Source organism: Streptomyces sp. NPDC052040 (assembly GCF_044548405.1).
In the GTDB taxonomy this organism is placed as follows: domain Bacteria; phylum Actinomycetota; class Actinomycetes; order Streptomycetales; family Streptomycetaceae; genus Streptomyces.
This window is the reverse complement of the sequence record NZ_JBIUBV010000004.1, coordinates 115,015-131,026: the sequence shown is the minus strand read 5'-3', so window position 1 is coordinate 131,026 and position 16,012 is coordinate 115,015. Positions and strand designations below refer to the sequence as shown.

Genomic DNA, 16,012 nt, shown 5'->3' with positions numbered 1-16,012 from the left:
GAGCGATGTTCCGCCGTACGTTCTGGTTCACCTCCGGCGTCGCCGCCGGCGTATGGGCCACCACCAAGGTCAACCGCAAGCTGAAGCAGCTGACCCCCGAGAACCTGGCCGCGCAGGCGGCGAACAAGGCGCTCGAGGCAGGTCACCGGATCAAGGACCGGGCGCTGGACTTCGCGCTCGACGTCCGCGCCGGGATGGCCCAGCGGGAGGCGGAGCTGGGCGACGCGCTCGGACTGAGCGCCCCCGCCGACGACCGCGCGATCCCCGGCCCCCGGCATTCCGCCGCGCTCGGCCCGGGGGACCAGGCCGACCAGCGGGCCCTTCCGCCCCGGCGCGGTGCCGCCGTCGAGAACCGCAACAGCCCCACGTACATCGAGACCACGACGTACTCGTACAACCGGAATGAGGACCACTGATGGAGTCGGCTGAAATCCGCCGCCGCTGGTTGAGCTTCTTCGAGGAGCGCGGTCACACCGTCGTCCCTTCGGCGTCGCTCATCGCGGACGACCCGACTCTGCTGCTCGTCCCCGCCGGCATGGTGCCCTTCAAGCCCTACTTCCTCGGCGAGGTCAAGCCGCCCTTCCCGCGCGCCACCAGCGTGCAGAAGTGCGTGCGCACCCCCGACATCGAAGAGGTCGGCAAGACCACCCGCCACGGCACCTTCTTCCAGATGTGCGGCAACTTCTCCTTCGGTGACTACTTCAAGGAAGGCGCCATCAAGTTCGCCTGGGAGCTGCTCACCGCGGCCCAGGACAAGGGCGGTTACGGCCTCGACCCCGAGCGCCTGTGGATCACCGTCTACCAGGACGACGACGAGGCCGAGCAGATCTGGCGCGAGGTCGTCGGTGTCCCCGCCGAGCGCATCCAGCGCCTGGGCATGAAGGACAACTTCTGGTCCATGGGCGTGCCCGGCCCCTGCGGCCCCTGCTCCGAGATCAACTACGACCGCGGTCCCGAGTTCGGCGCCGAGGGCGGTCCCGCCGTCAACGACGAGCGGTACGTGGAGATCTGGAACCTCGTCTTCATGCAGTTCGAGCGGGGCGAGGGCATCGGCAAGGACAACTTCGAGATCCTCGGGGACCTGCCGAGCAAGAACATCGACACGGGCCTCGGCCTGGAGCGTCTCGCCATGATTCTGCAGGGCGTGCAGAACATGTACGAGATCGACACCTCCATGGCCGTGATCGAGAAGGCCACCGAGCTGACCGGCGTCCGCTACGGCGACGCCCACTCCTCGGACGTCTCCCTGCGAGTGGTCACCGACCACATGCGCACGGCCACCATGCTCATCGGCGACGGCGTCACGCCGGGCAACGAGGGCCGCGGCTATGTGCTGCGCCGCATCATGCGCCGCGCCATCCGCAACATGCGCCTGCTCGGCGCCACCGGCCTGGTCGTCAAGGACCTGGTCGACACGGTGATCCGCATGATGGGTCAGCAGTACCCCGAGCTGGTCACCGACCGCGAGCGCATCGAGAAGGTCGCCCTCGCCGAGGAGGCCGCCTTCCTCAAGACGCTGAAGGCCGGTACCAACATCCTCGACACCGCCGTGACCGAGACCAAGGCCTCCGGTGGCTCGGTCCTCTCCGGCGACAAGGCCTTCCTGCTCCACGACACCTGGGGCTTCCCGATCGACCTGACCCTGGAGATGGCCGCCGAACAGGGCCTGGCCGTCGACGAGGACGGCTTCCGCCGTCTGATGAAGGAGCAGCGCGAGCGGGCCAAGGCCGACGCCCAGGCCAAGAAGACCGGCCACGCCGACCTCGGTGCCTACCGTGAGATCGCGGACGCCGCCGGGGCCACCGACTTCATCGGGTACTCCGACACCGAGGGCGAGACCACGGTCGTCGGCCTCCTGGTGGGCGGTGTCTCCGCCCCGGCCGCGAGCGAGGGCGACGAGGTCGAGATCGTCCTCGACCGCACCCCCTTCTACGCCGAGGGCGGCGGCCAGATCGGCGACACCGGCCGTATCCGGACCGACGCCGGTGCCGTCGTCGAGATCCGCGACACCCAGAAGCCGGTCCCGGGCGTCTACGTCCACAAGGGCGTCGTCCAGGTCGGCGAGGTGACCGTCGGGGCGAAGGCCCAGGCCACCATCGACTCCCACCGCCGCCGGGCCATCGCCCGCGCCCACTCGGCCACGCACCTCACCCACCAGGCGCTGCGCGACGCCCTTGGCCCGACGGCCGCCCAGGCCGGTTCCGAGAACCAGCCGGGCCGCTTCCGCTTCGACTTCGGTTCCCCATCGGCCGTTCCGACGACCGTGATGACCGATGTCGAGCAGCGGATCAACGAGGTGCTCTCCCGGGACCTCGATGTGCACGCCGAGGTCATGGGCATCGACGAGGCCAAGAAGCAGGGCGCCATCGCCGAGTTCGGCGAGAAGTACGGCGAGCGGGTGCGCGTGGTGACCATCGGGGACTTCTCCAAGGAGCTGTGCGGCGGCACCCATGTGCACAACACCGCCCAGCTCGGTCTGGTGAAGCTGCTCGGCGAGTCCTCCATCGGCTCGGGCGTCCGCCGTATCGAGGCCCTGGTCGGCGTCGACGCGTACACCTTCCTCGCCCGGGAGCACACGGTCGTCAACCAGCTGACCGAGCTGCTCAAGGGCCGCCCGGAGGAGCTGCCGGAGAAGGTCGCCGGAATGCTCGGCAAGCTGAAGGACGCCGAGAAGGAGATCGAGAAGTTCCGCGCCGAGAAGGTGCTCCAGGCCGCCGCCGGTCTCGCCGAGTCCGCCAAGGACATGCGCGGTGTGGCCGTTGTCACCGGGCAGGTCCCGGACGGCACCACCCCGGACGACCTGCGCAAGCTGGTCCTCGACGTACGCGGCCGGATCCAGGGCGGACGGGCCGCGGTGGTGGCCCTGTTCACCGTGAACAACGGCAAGCCGCTCACGGTCATCGCCACCAACGACGCCGCCCGCGAGCGCGGTCTGAAGGCCGGAGACCTGGTCCGCGCGGCCGCCAAGGCCCTCGGCGGCGGCGGTGGCGGCAAGCCGGACGTCGCCCAGGGCGGCGGACAGAACCCGGCCGCCGTCGGCGAGGCGGCCGAGGCCGTCGAGCGCCTGATCGCCGACACCGCCAAGTAGGACGGCACATACATGAGAAGAGGACGCCGACTCGCGATCGACGTCGGTGACGCCCGCATCGGGGTCGCCTCCTGCGACCCCGACGGGATCCTCGCCACTCCGGTGGAGACGGTCCCGGGGCGGGACGTTCCCGCGGCCCAGCGCAGGCTGAAGCGGCTCGTCGAGGAGTACGAGCCGATCGAGGTCGTCGTCGGCCTCCCTCGCTCCCTCAAGGGGGGCGAGGGTCCGGCCGCCGTCAAGGTCCGCGGCTTCGCCCAGGAGCTGGCCCGCTCGGTCGCCCCGGTGCCGGTGCGGCTCGTGGACGAGCGGATGACCACGGTCACAGCAGGTCAGGGGCTGCGCGCCTCCGGTGTGAAGGCCAAGAAGGGCCGGTCCGTGATCGACCAGGCCGCGGCCGTCATCATCCTTCAGCAGGCCCTGGAATCCGAACGGGTGTCAGGTAAGTCGCCCGGCGAGGGCGTCGAAGTGGTCATCTGATCGCGATACGGTAACGTTCCGCGCGATGCGGTGGTGTTCGAACAGCCACCGCACAGCGAAAGAGGCGGAACGGGAGCCGGGCTAGCGAAGCCCGCGACCGCCGCCTCGCGGCTCTAGGGGATCGATGACTGAGTATGGCCGGGGCCCAGGCTCCGCACCGTGGCATCCGGAGGACCCGTTGTACGGGGACGGCGGATGGGGAGGACAGCAGGCCCAGCCGGGCCCGTCCCCCTACGGGGGCCAGCCGCAGCACCACCCCGAGCAGGCACAGCAGCACTACGGCAACTGGGACGGCGGCGCTCAGGGCGACCCCTACGGCCAGGGCCAGCACGGCTACCAGCAGTACCCCGGCCACGGCGGCCCCCCGTACCCGGACCCGTACCAGCAGCAGGGTCAGCAGTATCCGCAGCAGGGACCGGACGGGCAGCACTACCAGCAGGGACCGCAGAACGTACAGCCGTATCCCGGCCAGGGTGGGCAGGGGTATGGCGACGACGGCTGGGGCGGCGGCCAGGAGCAGGTCGCCTACCCGGCGGATCCTGGCGACCCGTACGACGGAGCCCAGACCGGTGCCTATGGCGGAGACCAGCCCGATCACTACCGGACACCGGACGCCTATCCGCCGCCCGAGCCCCCGCACCGCAGGCAGGCCGAGCCCGAACCCGAGCCCGACTGGGACCCGGGCCCGGACCAGGGTGAACACGCCTTCTTTGCGGGCGGGGACGACGAGGACGGCGCCGAATCCGACGACGAGGCCGACGGGACCCGAGGCCGCGGCGACCGCCGGGGGCGCGGCGGAAAGGCCAAAAAGCGCCGCAACGGATGCGCCTGTCTGATCGTCGTCCTGGTGCTGGGCGGCGGTGTCGGCGGCGTCGGCTATTTCGGCTACCAGTACTACCAAAGCCGTTTCGGCGCGGCCCCCGACTACGCCGGAGACGGCACCAGCGAGCAGGTCACCGTCACCATCCCCAAGGGATCCGGCGGTTATGCCATCGGACAGGCGCTCAAGGACGCCGGGGTGGTCAAGAGCGTCGGCGCCTTCGTCGCGGCCCAGGAGCAGAACCCGAACGGCAAGACCCTCCAGGCGGGCACCTACACGCTCCACAAGCAGATGTCCGCGGCGGCGGCCGTGCAGCTGATGCTCAGCCCGAAGAGCAAGAGCAACCTGATCATCGCCGAGGGCTGGCGGAACACGAAGGTCTACGCGGCCATCGACGGCCGCCTCCAGCTCAAGCCCGGCACCACCCAGGCCCTCGCGGCCAAGGACTGGAAGTCCTTCGGCCTGCCCGCCTGGGCCAACGCCAACAGCGGCATCAAGGACCCCCTGGAAGGGTTCCTCTACCCGTCCAGCTATGCGGTCGCAAAGGGCATGAAGCCCGATGACGTACTGAAGCAGATGGTCGACACGGCCAAGGAGAAGTACGCCGAGTACGGCATCGAGGCCAAGGCGAAGAGCCTCAACCTGGACAACCCCCTCCAGGTCCTGACCGTGGCGAGCCTCGTCCAGGCGGAGGGCAAGTCCAAGCGGGACTTCGAGAAGGTCGCCACGGTCGTCTACAACCGGCTCAAGCCGGCCAACACCGAGACCAACGGACTGCTGGACTTCGACTCGACGGTGAACTACCTGCGCGGCGAGTCCACGCTCGCCACCGGCTCCGTCGACGACCTCCGGAAGATCGACGACCCGTACAACACCTACCGCAACAAGGGACTGCCGCCCGGCCCGATCGACAATCCCGGCGAGGTGGCCATCAAGGCCGCCCTCAACCCGGCCAAGGGCAACTGGTACTACTTCGTCTCGATCAGCGACAACGAGACGCTCTTCGCAGAGACCAACGCAGAGCAGAACCGCAACCGCGAGAAGTACCTCGAAGAGCAGAAGAAGGGACAATGACCGGCACCTCCGGCAAGCGCAGGGCCGCCGTCCTCGGCTCCCCGATCGCCCACTCCCTCTCCCCGGTGCTGCACCGCGCCGCCTACGAGGAACTGGGTCTGACGGACTGGTCGTACGACCGGTTCGAGATCGACGAGGAGGCACTGCCGGGCTTCCTCGCCCGGCTCGGACCCGAGTGGGCCGGACTCTCCCTGACCATGCCGCTCAAGCGGGCCGTCATCCCCCTGCTGGACGCGGTCAGCGACACCGCGGCCGCCGTGGAGGCCGTCAACACGGTCGTGTGCACCGAGGACGGACGGCGGACCGGCGACAACACCGACATCCCCGGGATGGTCGCCGCACTGCGCGAGCGGGGCGTGGAACAGGTCGACTCCGCCGCGATCCTCGGCGCCGGCGCCACCGCGTCCTCCGCGCTCGCCGCACTGTCCCGCGTCTGCACCGGCGAGGTCGTCGCCTACGTCCGCAGCGAGGCGCGGGCCGCCGAGATGCGCCGCTGGGGCGAGCGGACCGGGGTCGACGTCCGTACGGCCGACTGGTCCGAGGCCCACCGGGCGCTGCACGCGCCGCTGGTCGTGGCCACCACCCCGGCGGGGACGACGGACGCCCTGGCCGCCGCCGTCCCCGAGCGGCCCGCGACCCTCTTCGACGTGCTGTACGACCCCTGGCCCACCGCCCTCGCGGCACGCTGGTCCGCGTACGGCGGCGCCGTCGTCGGCGGCCTGGACCTGCTGGTCCACCAGGCGGTGCTCCAGGTCGAGCAGATGACCGGCCGCTCCCCGGCTCCCCTGAAGGCCATGCGGCGCGCCGGAGAGCAGGCACTCGCCGCCCGCTGACCCCTCCCGCTCCCGTCCGTCTGCTGGACCGGCGGCCGGACACCCTCCCGGACGTGGGAGGATCGGAGGTGGCGGGCCGGGGTCGCGCAACCGGTCGCGCCGTCGCCGTACGCAAGGAGACGCGTGCGCCGGGCAGTGCCGGGCGCGAACACTGAGGAGCATCGTTGAGCAGGCTGCGTTGGCTGACCGCCGGGGAGTCCCACGGTCCCGCACTTGTCGCGACGCTGGAGGGCCTTCCCGCCGGCGTGCCGATCACCACGGAGATGGTGGCGGACCACCTCGCGCGGCGGCGGCTCGGCTATGGACGCGGCGCGCGGATGAAGTTCGAGCGCGACGAGGTCACCTTCCTGGGCGGTGTCCGGCACGGACTGACCCTCGGCTCCCCGGTGGCGGTCATGGTCGGCAACACCGAGTGGCCCAAGTGGGAACAGGTGATGGCGGCCGATCCGGTGGACCCCGAGGTGCTGGCCAGGCTGGCCCGCAACGCGCCGCTGACCCGGCCGCGGCCGGGCCACGCCGACCTCGCCGGGATGCAGAAGTACGGCTTCGACGAGGCGCGGCCGATCCTGGAGCGCGCCTCCGCCCGGGAGACCGCGGCCCGGGTGGCGCTGGGCGCGGTGGCCCGGTCGTACCTGAAGGAGACCGCAGGCATCGAGATCGTCTCGCATGTGGTCGAACTGGCGTCGGCGAAGGCGCCGTACGGTCTCTACCCGACCCCGGACGATGTGGAGCGGCTGGACGCCGACCCGGTGCGCTGCCTGGACGCGGACGCGTCGAAGGCGATGGTCGCGGAGATCGACCAGGCGCACAAGGACGGCGACACCCTCGGCGGTGTGGTCGAGGTCCTCGCGCACGGGGTCCCCGTCGGGCTCGGTTCGCATGTGCACTGGGACCGGCGTCTTGACGCGCGCCTCGCGGCCGCGCTGATGGGCATCCAGGCGATCAAGGGTGTCGAGGTCGGCGACGGCTTCGAGCTGGCGCGGGTGCCGGGCTCCAAGGCCCACGACGAGATCGTGACCACGCCCGAGGGCATCCGGCGCGCCACGGGCCGCTCCGGCGGCACCGAGGGCGGTCTGAGCACGGGTGAGCTGCTGCGGGTGCGCGCGGCGATGAAGCCCATCGCGACCGTGCCCCGCGCCCTTCAGACGGTGGACGTCGCCACGGGCGAGCCCGCGCAGGCGCACCACCAGCGCTCGGACGTGTGCGCGGTCCCGGCGGCCGGGATCGTCGCCGAGGCGATGGTGGCGCTGGTCCTCGCGGACGCGGTGGCGGAGAAGTTCGGCGGTGACAGCGTGGCCGAGACCCGCCGCAACGTCCGCTCCTACCTCGACGGTCTGGAGATCCGGTGAGCACGGCGCCCGCCGTCGTCCTGGTCGGGCCGATGGGGGTGGGCAAGTCGACCGTCGGACGGCTGCTGGCCGAGCGGCTCGGGGTCGGCTACCGCGACACGGACGACGACATCGTGGCCGGACAGGGCCGGAGCATCGCGGACATCTTCGTGGAGGACGGCGAGCCCGCCTTCCGCGCGCTGGAGAAGCAGGCCGTGCACCTGGCCCTCGCCCAGCACGACGGGGTCCTGGCCCTGGGCGGCGGCGCGGTTCTCGACGAGGACACCCGCGCACTGCTCTCCGGGCAGCGCGTGGTCTATCTGTCGATGGACGTCGAGGAAGCCGTCAAGCGCACCGGGCTCAACGCGGCCCGCCCCCTGCTCGCCGTCAACCCGCGCAAGCAGTGGCGCGAGCTGATGGAGGCGCGCCGCCATCTGTACGAAGAGGTCGCCACGGCGGTCGTGCCGACCGATGCCCGGGGCCCCGAAGAGGTGGCCCAGGCCGTCCTGGACGCAGTGGAGTTGAAGGAAGCATGAGCGAGGACCTGACGCGGATCCCGGTGGCCGGAACCGCGGGCACCGACCCCTACGAGGTCCTGGTCGGGCGGCAGCTCCTCGGCGAGCTGGCCGGTCTGATCGGCGAGAAGGCCAAGCGGGTCGCCGTGATCCACCCGGAGGCGCTGGCCGAGACGGGCGAGGCGCTGCGCGCCGACCTGGCCGGGCAGGGCTTCGAGGCGGTCGCCATCCAGGTCCCCAACGCCGAGGAGGCCAAGACCGCCGAGGTCGCCGCCTACTGCTGGAAGGCGCTCGGCCAGTCCGGCTTCACCCGCACCGATGTCATCGTCGGTGTGGGCGGAGGCGCGACCACCGACCTGGCCGGGTTCGTGGCGGCGACCTGGCTGCGCGGAGTGCGCTGGATCGCGGTCCCGACCACCGTGCTGGCCATGGTGGACGCGGCGGTCGGCGGCAAGACCGGGATCAACACCGCCGAGGGCAAGAACCTGGTCGGCGCCTTCCACCCGCCCGCGGGCGTGCTGTGCGACCTGGCCGCCCTGGACTCCCTGCCGGTCCACGACTACGTCTCCGGGCTGGCCGAGGTCATCAAGGCCGGTTTCATCGCCGACCCGGTGATCCTCGACCTGATCGAGCAGGACCCGGCCGCGGCCCGCACCCCGGCCGGACCGCACACCGCGGAGCTGATCGAGCGCTCCATCCGGGTCAAGGCCGAGGTGGTCTCGGCGGACCTCAAGGAGTCGGGTCCCCGGGAGATCCTCAACTACGGGCACACCCTCGGCCATGCGATCGAGAAGAACGAGCGCTACCAGTGGCGCCACGGTGCCGCGGTCGCCGTGGGCATGCACTTCGCCGCCGAACTCGGGCGGCTGGCGGGCCGTCTGGACGACGCCACAGCCGACCGCCACCGCACGGTCCTCGAAGCGGTGGGGCTGCCGCTGCACTACCGCTACGACCAGTGGCCCCGGCTCCTCGAGACCATGAAGGTCGACAAGAAGTCCCGCGGCGACCTGCTCCGTTTCATCGTGCTGGACGGCCTCGCGCGGCCGACCGTGCTGGAGGGGCCGGACCCGGCGGTGCTGCTCGCCGCCTACGGCGAGGTCGGCCAGTAGGCCGGTAGCACACACTCCGGGGTCCGCCCCGCGCACCGGGCGCCCGCGGCCCCGACAGGCCCGCGGCGACGGGCACTTCGGGCCTTCCCCGGCCGTTCACACCACGACGGCCGGGGAAGGTACCGTTCGGCGGGGGGCGGGGTGCCGCGTCCCGCAGGCGACCCAGCCCGAGACAACGAGACGGAGTGGCACCGGATGCAGCACGCAGTGGGAGCACCGCTGCCGCCGCCCCACCAGCCGGGGCAGGGACCGGGGACCGCCTGGTCACCGGCCGGACACCAGCCGGGACAGCCCGGCGCCCATCCGGGTCCCGCCCCCTACGGCCCGCCCGCCCCGGGTTTCGCGGGCGCCCCGGTGCCGCCCGGACCCCCGTCCGTCCCACTGCCCCACGCACCGGACGTTCCGGGCCAGGCGGGGCACGCCCCCGGCACCCACGACACCCTGCCGGGCGCGCTGCCCGCGGTGGGCGCGCCCGACCCGGCGTGCGCCACGCTCGCCGTGCTGCTCATCGGCCCCGCGGGCGCGGGCAAGACGAGCGTCGCGAAGTACTGGGCGGACCACCGCCGCGTCCCCACGGCCCACATCAGCCTGGACGACGTACGCGAATGGGTGCGCTCCGGCTTCGCCGACCCGCAGTCGGGGTGGAACGACCACTCCGAGGCGCAGTACCGCCTCGCCCGCCGCACCTGCGGCTTCGCGGCGCGGAACTTCCTGGCCAACGGCATCTCCTGCATCCTCGACGACGCCGTCTTCCCGGACCGCCCGGTCGTCGGGCTCGGCGGCTGGAAACGGCATGTGGGCCCCGGTCTGCTTCCCGTGGTGCTGCTGCCCGGCCTGGAAGTCGTCCTGGAGCGCAACGCGGAACGCACGGGCAACCGGCGCCTGACCGACGAGGAAGTCGCCCGCATCCACGGCCGGATGGCCGGCTGGTACGGCTCGGGCCTGCCGATCATCGACAACTCCCAGCTGGACGTGGCCGGTACGGCCCACGCCCTGAACGAAGCCCTGACCCGCTCCCTCGCAAGCCCGCCGCAGTGGTGAGGGACGGGCCCGCCGGTCCGGCGGTCCCGCCCGCTGCTTGAGGGCCCGCCTGCTTTCCGGGACCGCGCCCGCCCGGGCGGCCCCGCGCCAGTCAGCCCCCGGGACCACCGGGACCCGCCCGGACCCCCGAGCCCTGACCCGCCCGGGACCGCCGGGACCCCCGGCCCCCGGACCCGCCCGAGATCCCCGGACCCCCGAGGCCAGACCACCCGGGGCGGGCCCCGCACCAGGTAGCCCCCGGGACCCGCCTGGACCCCCGAGCCCTGACCCGCCCGGGACCGCCGGGACCCGCTGGGACGCGCTCGGGACAGCCGGGATCCGGGCCGGCCCCCCGGACCGCCGAGCCCGGACCCACCCGGGCCGCCCGGATCCCCGGCCCCCGGACCCGCCCGGGACCGCCGGGACCCGCCCCGGACCGTCCGGCCGCCCGTCCGGCCCCTCTGGACCGGCGGCATCCGGCCGCCGCTCGTAGGCTCGGGTCATGTCAGAGGTGTACGCGGCCCGCCGGGAGCGGCTCAGGGAGCGCTTCAGTGCGGGTGGCAGCGCGACGGCGCTCGTCACCCGCCCCGCCAATGTCCGCTATCTCGCGGGTGCCGCGCCCCAGGGCGCCGTCCTGCTGGTGGGCGCGGGGGAGGACGTGCTGCTGTGCGCCGGGCCGCCGGACGACGAGCTGATCGACGGACGGCCGGACGAGGCGGTACGGGTCCAGGTGCTCGCGGCCCCCGGCGGCGACCCGGCCCTGGCCGGGGCCTCCCTGGCCGTGGCGCAGGGCACCGACTCCCTCGCGGTCGAGGAGCACCACCTCACCGTGGCCCGCCACCGCGCCCTGGCCTCCATCGCCCCCAAACTGCGCCTGGCCGACCTCGGCGGCGCCGTCGAGCAGCTGCGCCTGGTGAAGGACGAGGACGAGATCTCCCTGCTGCGCATCGGCGCGGAAATCGTCGACCAGGCGCTGAGCGAACTGCTGGAGTCGATCCTCGTCGGCCGCACCGAGCGCCATCTCGCCCTCGAACTGGAGCGGCGGCTGATCGACCACGGCGCCGACGGACCCGCCTTCACCACCTCCGTCGGCACCGGCCCGAACTCCGGCCGCCCGGGCCACCGCCCCACCGACCGGCGGGTGGAGGAGGGCGACTTCCTCTCCGTCTGCCTGGGGGCCACCTACCGCGGCTACCGCTGCGAGATCGGCCGTACCTTTGTCATCGGCACCTCGCCCGCGGACTGGCAGATCGAGTTGTACGATCTTGTTTTCGCCGCCCAGCGGGCCGGTCGCCAGGCCCTGGCACCCGGTGTCGCCTACCGGGACGTGGACCGTGCCGCACGCCATGTGCTGGACTCCGCGGGGTTCGGAGGCGGCCTCGGACCGGGGACCGGACACGGCGTGGGACTCGAAATCGACGAGGACCCGCAGTTGGCCCCGGCGGCCATGGGTAAACTGGACGCTTGCGTGCCGGTCACCGTCGAACCGGGGGTCCACCTCCCGGGCCGGGGCGGTGTCCGGATCGATGACACGCTCGTCGTGCGCCCCGAGGCGGACGGCGGACCCGAGCTACTCACCATCACGACCAAGGAGCTGCTCGCGCTGTAGCGCGTGACCCGGGGTCGTACGTCAGTCCAGGAGATTCCGCAACCGTGGCTTCCACGAACGACCTCAAGAACGGCCTGGTGCTCAAGCTCGAAGGCGGCCAGCTCTGGTCCGTCGTCGAGTTCCAGCACGTCAAGCCCGGCAAGGGCCCGGCCTTCGTGCGCACCAAGCTCAAGAACGTGCTCTCCGGCAAGGTCGTCGACAAGACCTTCAACGCCGGCGTCAAGGTCGAGACGGCCACTGTCGACAAGCGCGACATGCAGTTCTCGTACATGGACGGCGAGTACTTCGTCTTCATGGACATGGAGACGTACGACCAGCTGATGGTCGACCGCAAGGCCGTCGGCGACGCCGCCAACTTCCTGATCGAGGGCTTCAGCGCCACCGTCGCGCAGCACGAGGGCGAGGTGCTCTTCGTCGAGCTCCCGGCCGCCGTCGAGCTGGTCGTCCAGGAGACCGAGCCGGGCGTCCAGGGCGACCGCTCCACCGGTGGCACCAAGCCCGCCACCCTGGAGACCGGCCACCAGATCCAGGTCCCGCTCTTCATCACCACCGGTGAGAAGATCAAGGTCGACACCCGTTCGAGCGACTACCTCGGCCGGGTGAACAGCTAACCGTGGCTGCCCGTAACACGGCCCGTAAGCGCGCATTCCAGATCCTCTTCGAAGGCGACCAGCGCGGGACCGACGTCCTCACGGTCCTCGCGGACTGGGTCCGGCACTCGCGGTCCGACACCCGGCAGCCGCCGGTGAGCGAGTACACGATGCAGCTGGTCGAGGGGTACGCCGAGCATGCGAGGCGCATCGACGAGCTGATCGCGCAGTACGCGGTCGGCTGGACCCTGGACCGGATGCCCGTCGTCGACCGCAACATCCTGCGTCTCGGTGCCTACGAGCTCATCTGGGTCGACGGGACGCCGGACGCCGTGGTGCTCGACGAGATGGTGCAGCTCGCCAAGGAGTTCTCCACGGACGAGTCGCCCGCCTTCGTCAACGGGCTGCTCGGCCGTCTGAAGGACCTCAAGCCGTCGCTGCGCCGCGGCGAGTAGCTCCGCGACGAGTAGATCCGCGGCCCGCCGCGCGGTCGGCCGGTGGTGGCAGTCCCACGCCGCCCCGCGAGGGCGGCGGCGCCGCCCCGGTCCGGCCCGCGCGGTCGGCAGCTGGTGGCGGTCCCACGCCACCCACGAGGCCGACGGCGGCAGCCCGGCCGCGCCCGCCCGGTCGGCGGGGACGGTCCCGGCCCGGCCCACGAGGGCGGCGGTGACCGTCCCGGACGCGCCGTCGGCCCCGGCGGGCAGACCCAGGCGCTCCGCGCCGCTCACAGCGGCGTACGGGCGTCCAGGAGCCGCCTCGGCCCCGGCCCGGGCATCCCGGGACCGGGGGCCGGGACGCCGTATCCACACCGAAGGGCCCGCAGCCAGTGTGCTGCGGGCCCTTCGGCATGCCGGGGCCGGGCGGCGGCGTGTTCCACCGGCAGAACGCCGCCGGGGGGGGGGGGCGCCCCCCGGCGGGGCCCCCCCCCCCCCCCCGGGGGGGGGAGGGGGCGGGGGGGGGCGCGCCCGCGCGGGGGGGCCCCCCCCCCCCCCGCGGGCGGGCCCCCCGGCCGATTCTGCCGTCGGGGGGCGCGGGCGTGGTATATCCCCCCCCCCCGCACCGGGGGTCTCCCGCCGGACCGCACTGGTCCGGCCACCCCGGCGGCACGTTTCTGCTGAAGAGGCGGAAGAGGTCAGCTCTCCTCGTGGGACGCCACGGCCCGGCGGGCGTCCGCGTCCAGGACGCCCCAGCTGATCAGCTGCTCGGTCAGGACCGAAGGCGACTGGTCGTAGATCACCGCGAGGGTGCGCAGGTCGTCCTGGCGGATCGACAGGACCTTGCCGTTGTAGTCACCCCGCTGGGACTGGATCGTGGCCGCATATCGCTGGAGCGGGCCCGCCTTCTCGGCCGGGACACCGGCCAGGCGCTCCAGATCCAGCACGAGCTTCGGCGGCGGCTCGGCGGCTCCGCCCGGCGTGGTACCGGGCAGCAGCTCCTGAACCGGGACGCCGTAGAAATCCGCCAGCTCGGCAAGGCGCTGCACGGTGACGGCGCGGTCTCCGCGCTCGTACGACCCGACGACGACCGCCTTCCAGCGTCCCTGGGACTTCTCCTCCACACCGTGGAGGGAAAGGCCCTGCTGGGTGCGGATGGCCCGGAGCTTGGCCCCGAGCTGTTTGGCGTATTCGCTGGACATATAGCTCCCCGGACGAAGGCTGGTGACTCACTGTGAGGTTACGCAGCGTGACTCTCCCCCGTCAAGCCGAATGGTCCGCCCCGGGCCCTCCACCGCGGACGACGTGCGGTGACGCCGGACGGGTGACCCGGGGTGCCAGGGGGGTGATCGGGCACCCCGGGCGGGCTGGTAGTCTGTATGGCGCAATTCCGACGTCCTTTAAGGTCCGTCCCGTGAGGCGGAGAAGGAGGTCCGTTTCGTATGGACACGCAGCATTCCGATGCGCGACCTGTTCTCGAAGGTCCCGACATCGCGCGGGTTCTCACCCGCATCGCCCACGAGATCGTCGAGCGCGCCAAGGGCGCCGACGACGTGGTGCTCCTCGGCATTCCCACCCGGGGCGTCTTCCTCGCCCGGCGGCTCGCCGTCAAGCTTGAGCAGATCACCGGCCTCACCATGCCGGTCGGCTCTCTAGACATCACCATGTACCGCGACGACCTGCGCCTCCAGCCGCCGCGTGCGCTGGCCCGCACGGAGATCCCCGGCGACGGGCTCGACGGCCGTCTGGTCGTCCTCGTCGACGACGTGCTCTTCTCGGGCCGCACCATCCGCGCCGCACTCGACGCCCTGAACGACATCGGGCGCCCGCGTGCGGTCCAGCTCGCGGTCCTCGTCGACCGCGGCCACCGCGAACTGCCCATCCGTGCCGACTATGTCGGCAAGAACCTCCCCACGTCGCTGCGGGAGACGGTCAAGGTCCAGCTCACCGAGGAGGACGGTCGCGACACCGTGCTGCTCGGCGTGAAGCAGACCGTGGCGGGCGCACAGCAGTAGCCCTCCGGCGTACGGCCCTGCCGTACGCCCCGCGAGTGCGCCAACGCATACGTGTGCCTGCCCGAATCCTCCCGAATGATGAACTGCCTTACGGAGCCTGACAGATGCAGCGCCATCTCATCTCGGCCGCCGACCTCACCCGTGACGACGCCGTCCTGATCCTCGACACCGCCGAGGAGATGGCCCGGGTCGCGGACCGGCCGATCAAGAAGCTGCCGACCCTGCGCGGCCGCACCGTCGTCAACCTCTTCTTCGAGGACTCCACCCGCACCCGGATCTCCTTCGAGGCCGCGGAGAAGCGCCTGTCCGCCGACGTGATCAACTTCTCCGCCAAGGGGTCCAGCGTGTCCAAGGGCGAGTCCCTCAAGGACACCGCCCAGACCCTGGAGGCGATGGGCGTCGACGCCGTCGTCATCCGGCACGGCGCCTCCGGAGCCCCCTACCGCCTCGCCAACTCCGGCTGGATCGACGCAGCCGTGATCAACGCGGGCGACGGCACCCACCAGCACCCCACCCAGGCCCTCCTGGACGCCTTCACCATGCGCCGCCGCCTGGTGGGCCGGGACGAGGGGCTGGGCCACGACCTGGCCGACAAGCGCATCACCCTCGTCGGAGACGTCCTGCACAGCCGGGTCGCCCGCTCCAACGTCGACCTGCTGCACACCCTGGGCGCCGAGGTCACCCTGGTCGCCCCGCCCACCCTGCTGCCGGTCGGCGTCACCTCCTGGCCCTGCGACATCTCCTACGACCTCGACGCCGTGCTGCCCAAGTCGGACGCCGTGATGATGCTGCGGGTCCAGCGCGAGCGCATGAACGCCGCCTTCTTCCCGACCGAGCGCGAGTACTCGCGGCGCTACGGCCTGGACGGCGACCGGATGGCGAGGATGCCGGAACACGCCATCGTGATGCACCCGGGCCCGATGGTCCGCGGCATGGAGATCACCGCCGAGGTCGCCGACTCCCCCCGCTGCACCGCCGTCGAACAGGTCGCCAACGGTGTCTCGATCCGGATGGCCGTCCTGTACCTGCTGCTCGGCGGGGCTGTATTCGATTCCCGGAACGCGACCGCCGACCCCCACACCCGTACCGAGGAGAAGTAA

Annotated in this window: 15 protein-coding genes; 14 read left to right on the top strand and 1 reads right to left on the bottom strand. The window is 72.1% G+C overall.

The window, feature by feature from the left end:
• The first annotated feature begins 5 nt into the window (after nucleotides 1-5).
• From ACIHAA_RS11305 to nusB, 12 genes are all read left to right on the top strand, one after another.
• Nucleotides 6-416 (top strand): hypothetical protein, encoded by a 411-nt coding sequence (locus ACIHAA_RS11305; RefSeq protein WP_399815654.1) that lies wholly within the window; start codon nucleotides 6-8, stop codon nucleotides 414-416.
• Nucleotides 416-3,088 (top strand): alanine--tRNA ligase, encoded by a 2,673-nt coding sequence (alaS, locus tag ACIHAA_RS11300; RefSeq protein WP_399815652.1) that lies wholly within the window; start codon nucleotides 416-418, stop codon nucleotides 3,086-3,088. Before ACIHAA_RS11305 ends, alaS begins: the two co-directional genes overlap by 1 nt.
• Nucleotides 3,089-3,100: 12 nt before the next feature.
• Nucleotides 3,101-3,565 carry a Holliday junction resolvase RuvX gene (ruvX, locus tag ACIHAA_RS11295; RefSeq protein WP_399815650.1) on the top strand — a complete coding sequence of 155 codons (465 nt, stop codon included), beginning with the start codon at nucleotides 3,101-3,103 and terminating at the stop codon, nucleotides 3,563-3,565.
• A 124-nt stretch (nucleotides 3,566-3,689) separates the two neighbouring features.
• Entirely contained in the window at nucleotides 3,690-5,459 is a 1,770-nt protein-coding gene (mltG, locus tag ACIHAA_RS11290; protein ID WP_399815648.1) for an endolytic transglycosylase MltG, read from the top strand.
• The gene (locus ACIHAA_RS11285; RefSeq protein WP_399815646.1) at nucleotides 5,456-6,292 is read left to right on the top strand and encodes a shikimate dehydrogenase; all 837 of its coding nucleotides are present in this window, start codon (nucleotides 5,456-5,458) and stop codon (nucleotides 6,290-6,292) included. The genes mltG and ACIHAA_RS11285 overlap by 4 nt, the downstream gene beginning before the upstream one ends.
• 164 nt (nucleotides 6,293-6,456) lie before the next feature.
• A complete protein-coding gene (gene aroC / locus ACIHAA_RS11280; protein ID WP_399815644.1) occupies nucleotides 6,457-7,641 on the top strand; it encodes a chorismate synthase in 1,185 nt (394 codons plus the stop codon).
• A gap of 32 nt (nucleotides 7,642-7,673) precedes the next feature.
• Nucleotides 7,674-8,156 (top strand): shikimate kinase, encoded by a 483-nt coding sequence (locus ACIHAA_RS11275; RefSeq protein WP_399816122.1) that lies wholly within the window; start codon nucleotides 7,674-7,676, stop codon nucleotides 8,154-8,156.
• Entirely contained in the window at nucleotides 8,153-9,244 is a 1,092-nt protein-coding gene (gene aroB / locus ACIHAA_RS11270) for a 3-dehydroquinate synthase (protein WP_399815642.1), read from the top strand. Before ACIHAA_RS11275 ends, aroB begins: the two co-directional genes overlap by 4 nt.
• A 195-nt stretch (nucleotides 9,245-9,439) precedes the next feature.
• A complete protein-coding gene (locus ACIHAA_RS11265; protein ID WP_399815640.1) occupies nucleotides 9,440-10,285 on the top strand; it encodes an AAA family ATPase in 846 nt (281 codons plus the stop codon).
• 481 nt (nucleotides 10,286-10,766) lie between these two features.
• Nucleotides 10,767-11,873: an aminopeptidase P family protein gene (locus ACIHAA_RS11260; RefSeq protein ID WP_399815638.1), complete on the top strand. Its 1,107-nt coding sequence runs from the start codon at nucleotides 10,767-10,769 to the stop codon at nucleotides 11,871-11,873.
• 44 nt (nucleotides 11,874-11,917) lie between these two features.
• Nucleotides 11,918-12,484: an elongation factor P gene (gene efp / locus ACIHAA_RS11255; protein WP_399815636.1), complete on the top strand. Its 567-nt coding sequence runs from the start codon at nucleotides 11,918-11,920 to the stop codon at nucleotides 12,482-12,484.
• A 2-nt stretch (nucleotides 12,485-12,486) separates the two neighbouring features.
• Nucleotides 12,487-12,918, top strand: a complete 432-nt coding sequence (gene nusB, locus ACIHAA_RS11250) for a transcription antitermination factor NusB (RefSeq protein ID WP_399815634.1) — start codon at nucleotides 12,487-12,489, stop codon at nucleotides 12,916-12,918.
• A gap of 677 nt (nucleotides 12,919-13,595) precedes the next feature.
• Here nusB and bldD read toward each other — a convergent pair.
• A complete protein-coding gene (bldD, locus tag ACIHAA_RS11245) occupies nucleotides 13,596-14,099 on the bottom strand; it encodes a transcriptional regulator BldD (protein WP_311696017.1) in 504 nt (167 codons plus the stop codon).
• 240 nt (nucleotides 14,100-14,339) lie between these two features.
• On the opposite strand from bldD, the gene pyrR reads away from it, so the two are divergent.
• The gene (gene pyrR, locus ACIHAA_RS11240; RefSeq protein ID WP_399815633.1) at nucleotides 14,340-14,912 is read left to right on the top strand and encodes a bifunctional pyr operon transcriptional regulator/uracil phosphoribosyltransferase PyrR; all 573 of its coding nucleotides are present in this window, start codon (nucleotides 14,340-14,342) and stop codon (nucleotides 14,910-14,912) included.
• Nucleotides 14,913-15,016: 104 nt separating this feature from the next.
• On the top strand, nucleotides 15,017-16,012 hold the full coding sequence (locus ACIHAA_RS11235) for an aspartate carbamoyltransferase catalytic subunit (RefSeq protein ID WP_399815632.1): 996 nt from the start codon (nucleotides 15,017-15,019) through the stop codon (nucleotides 16,010-16,012).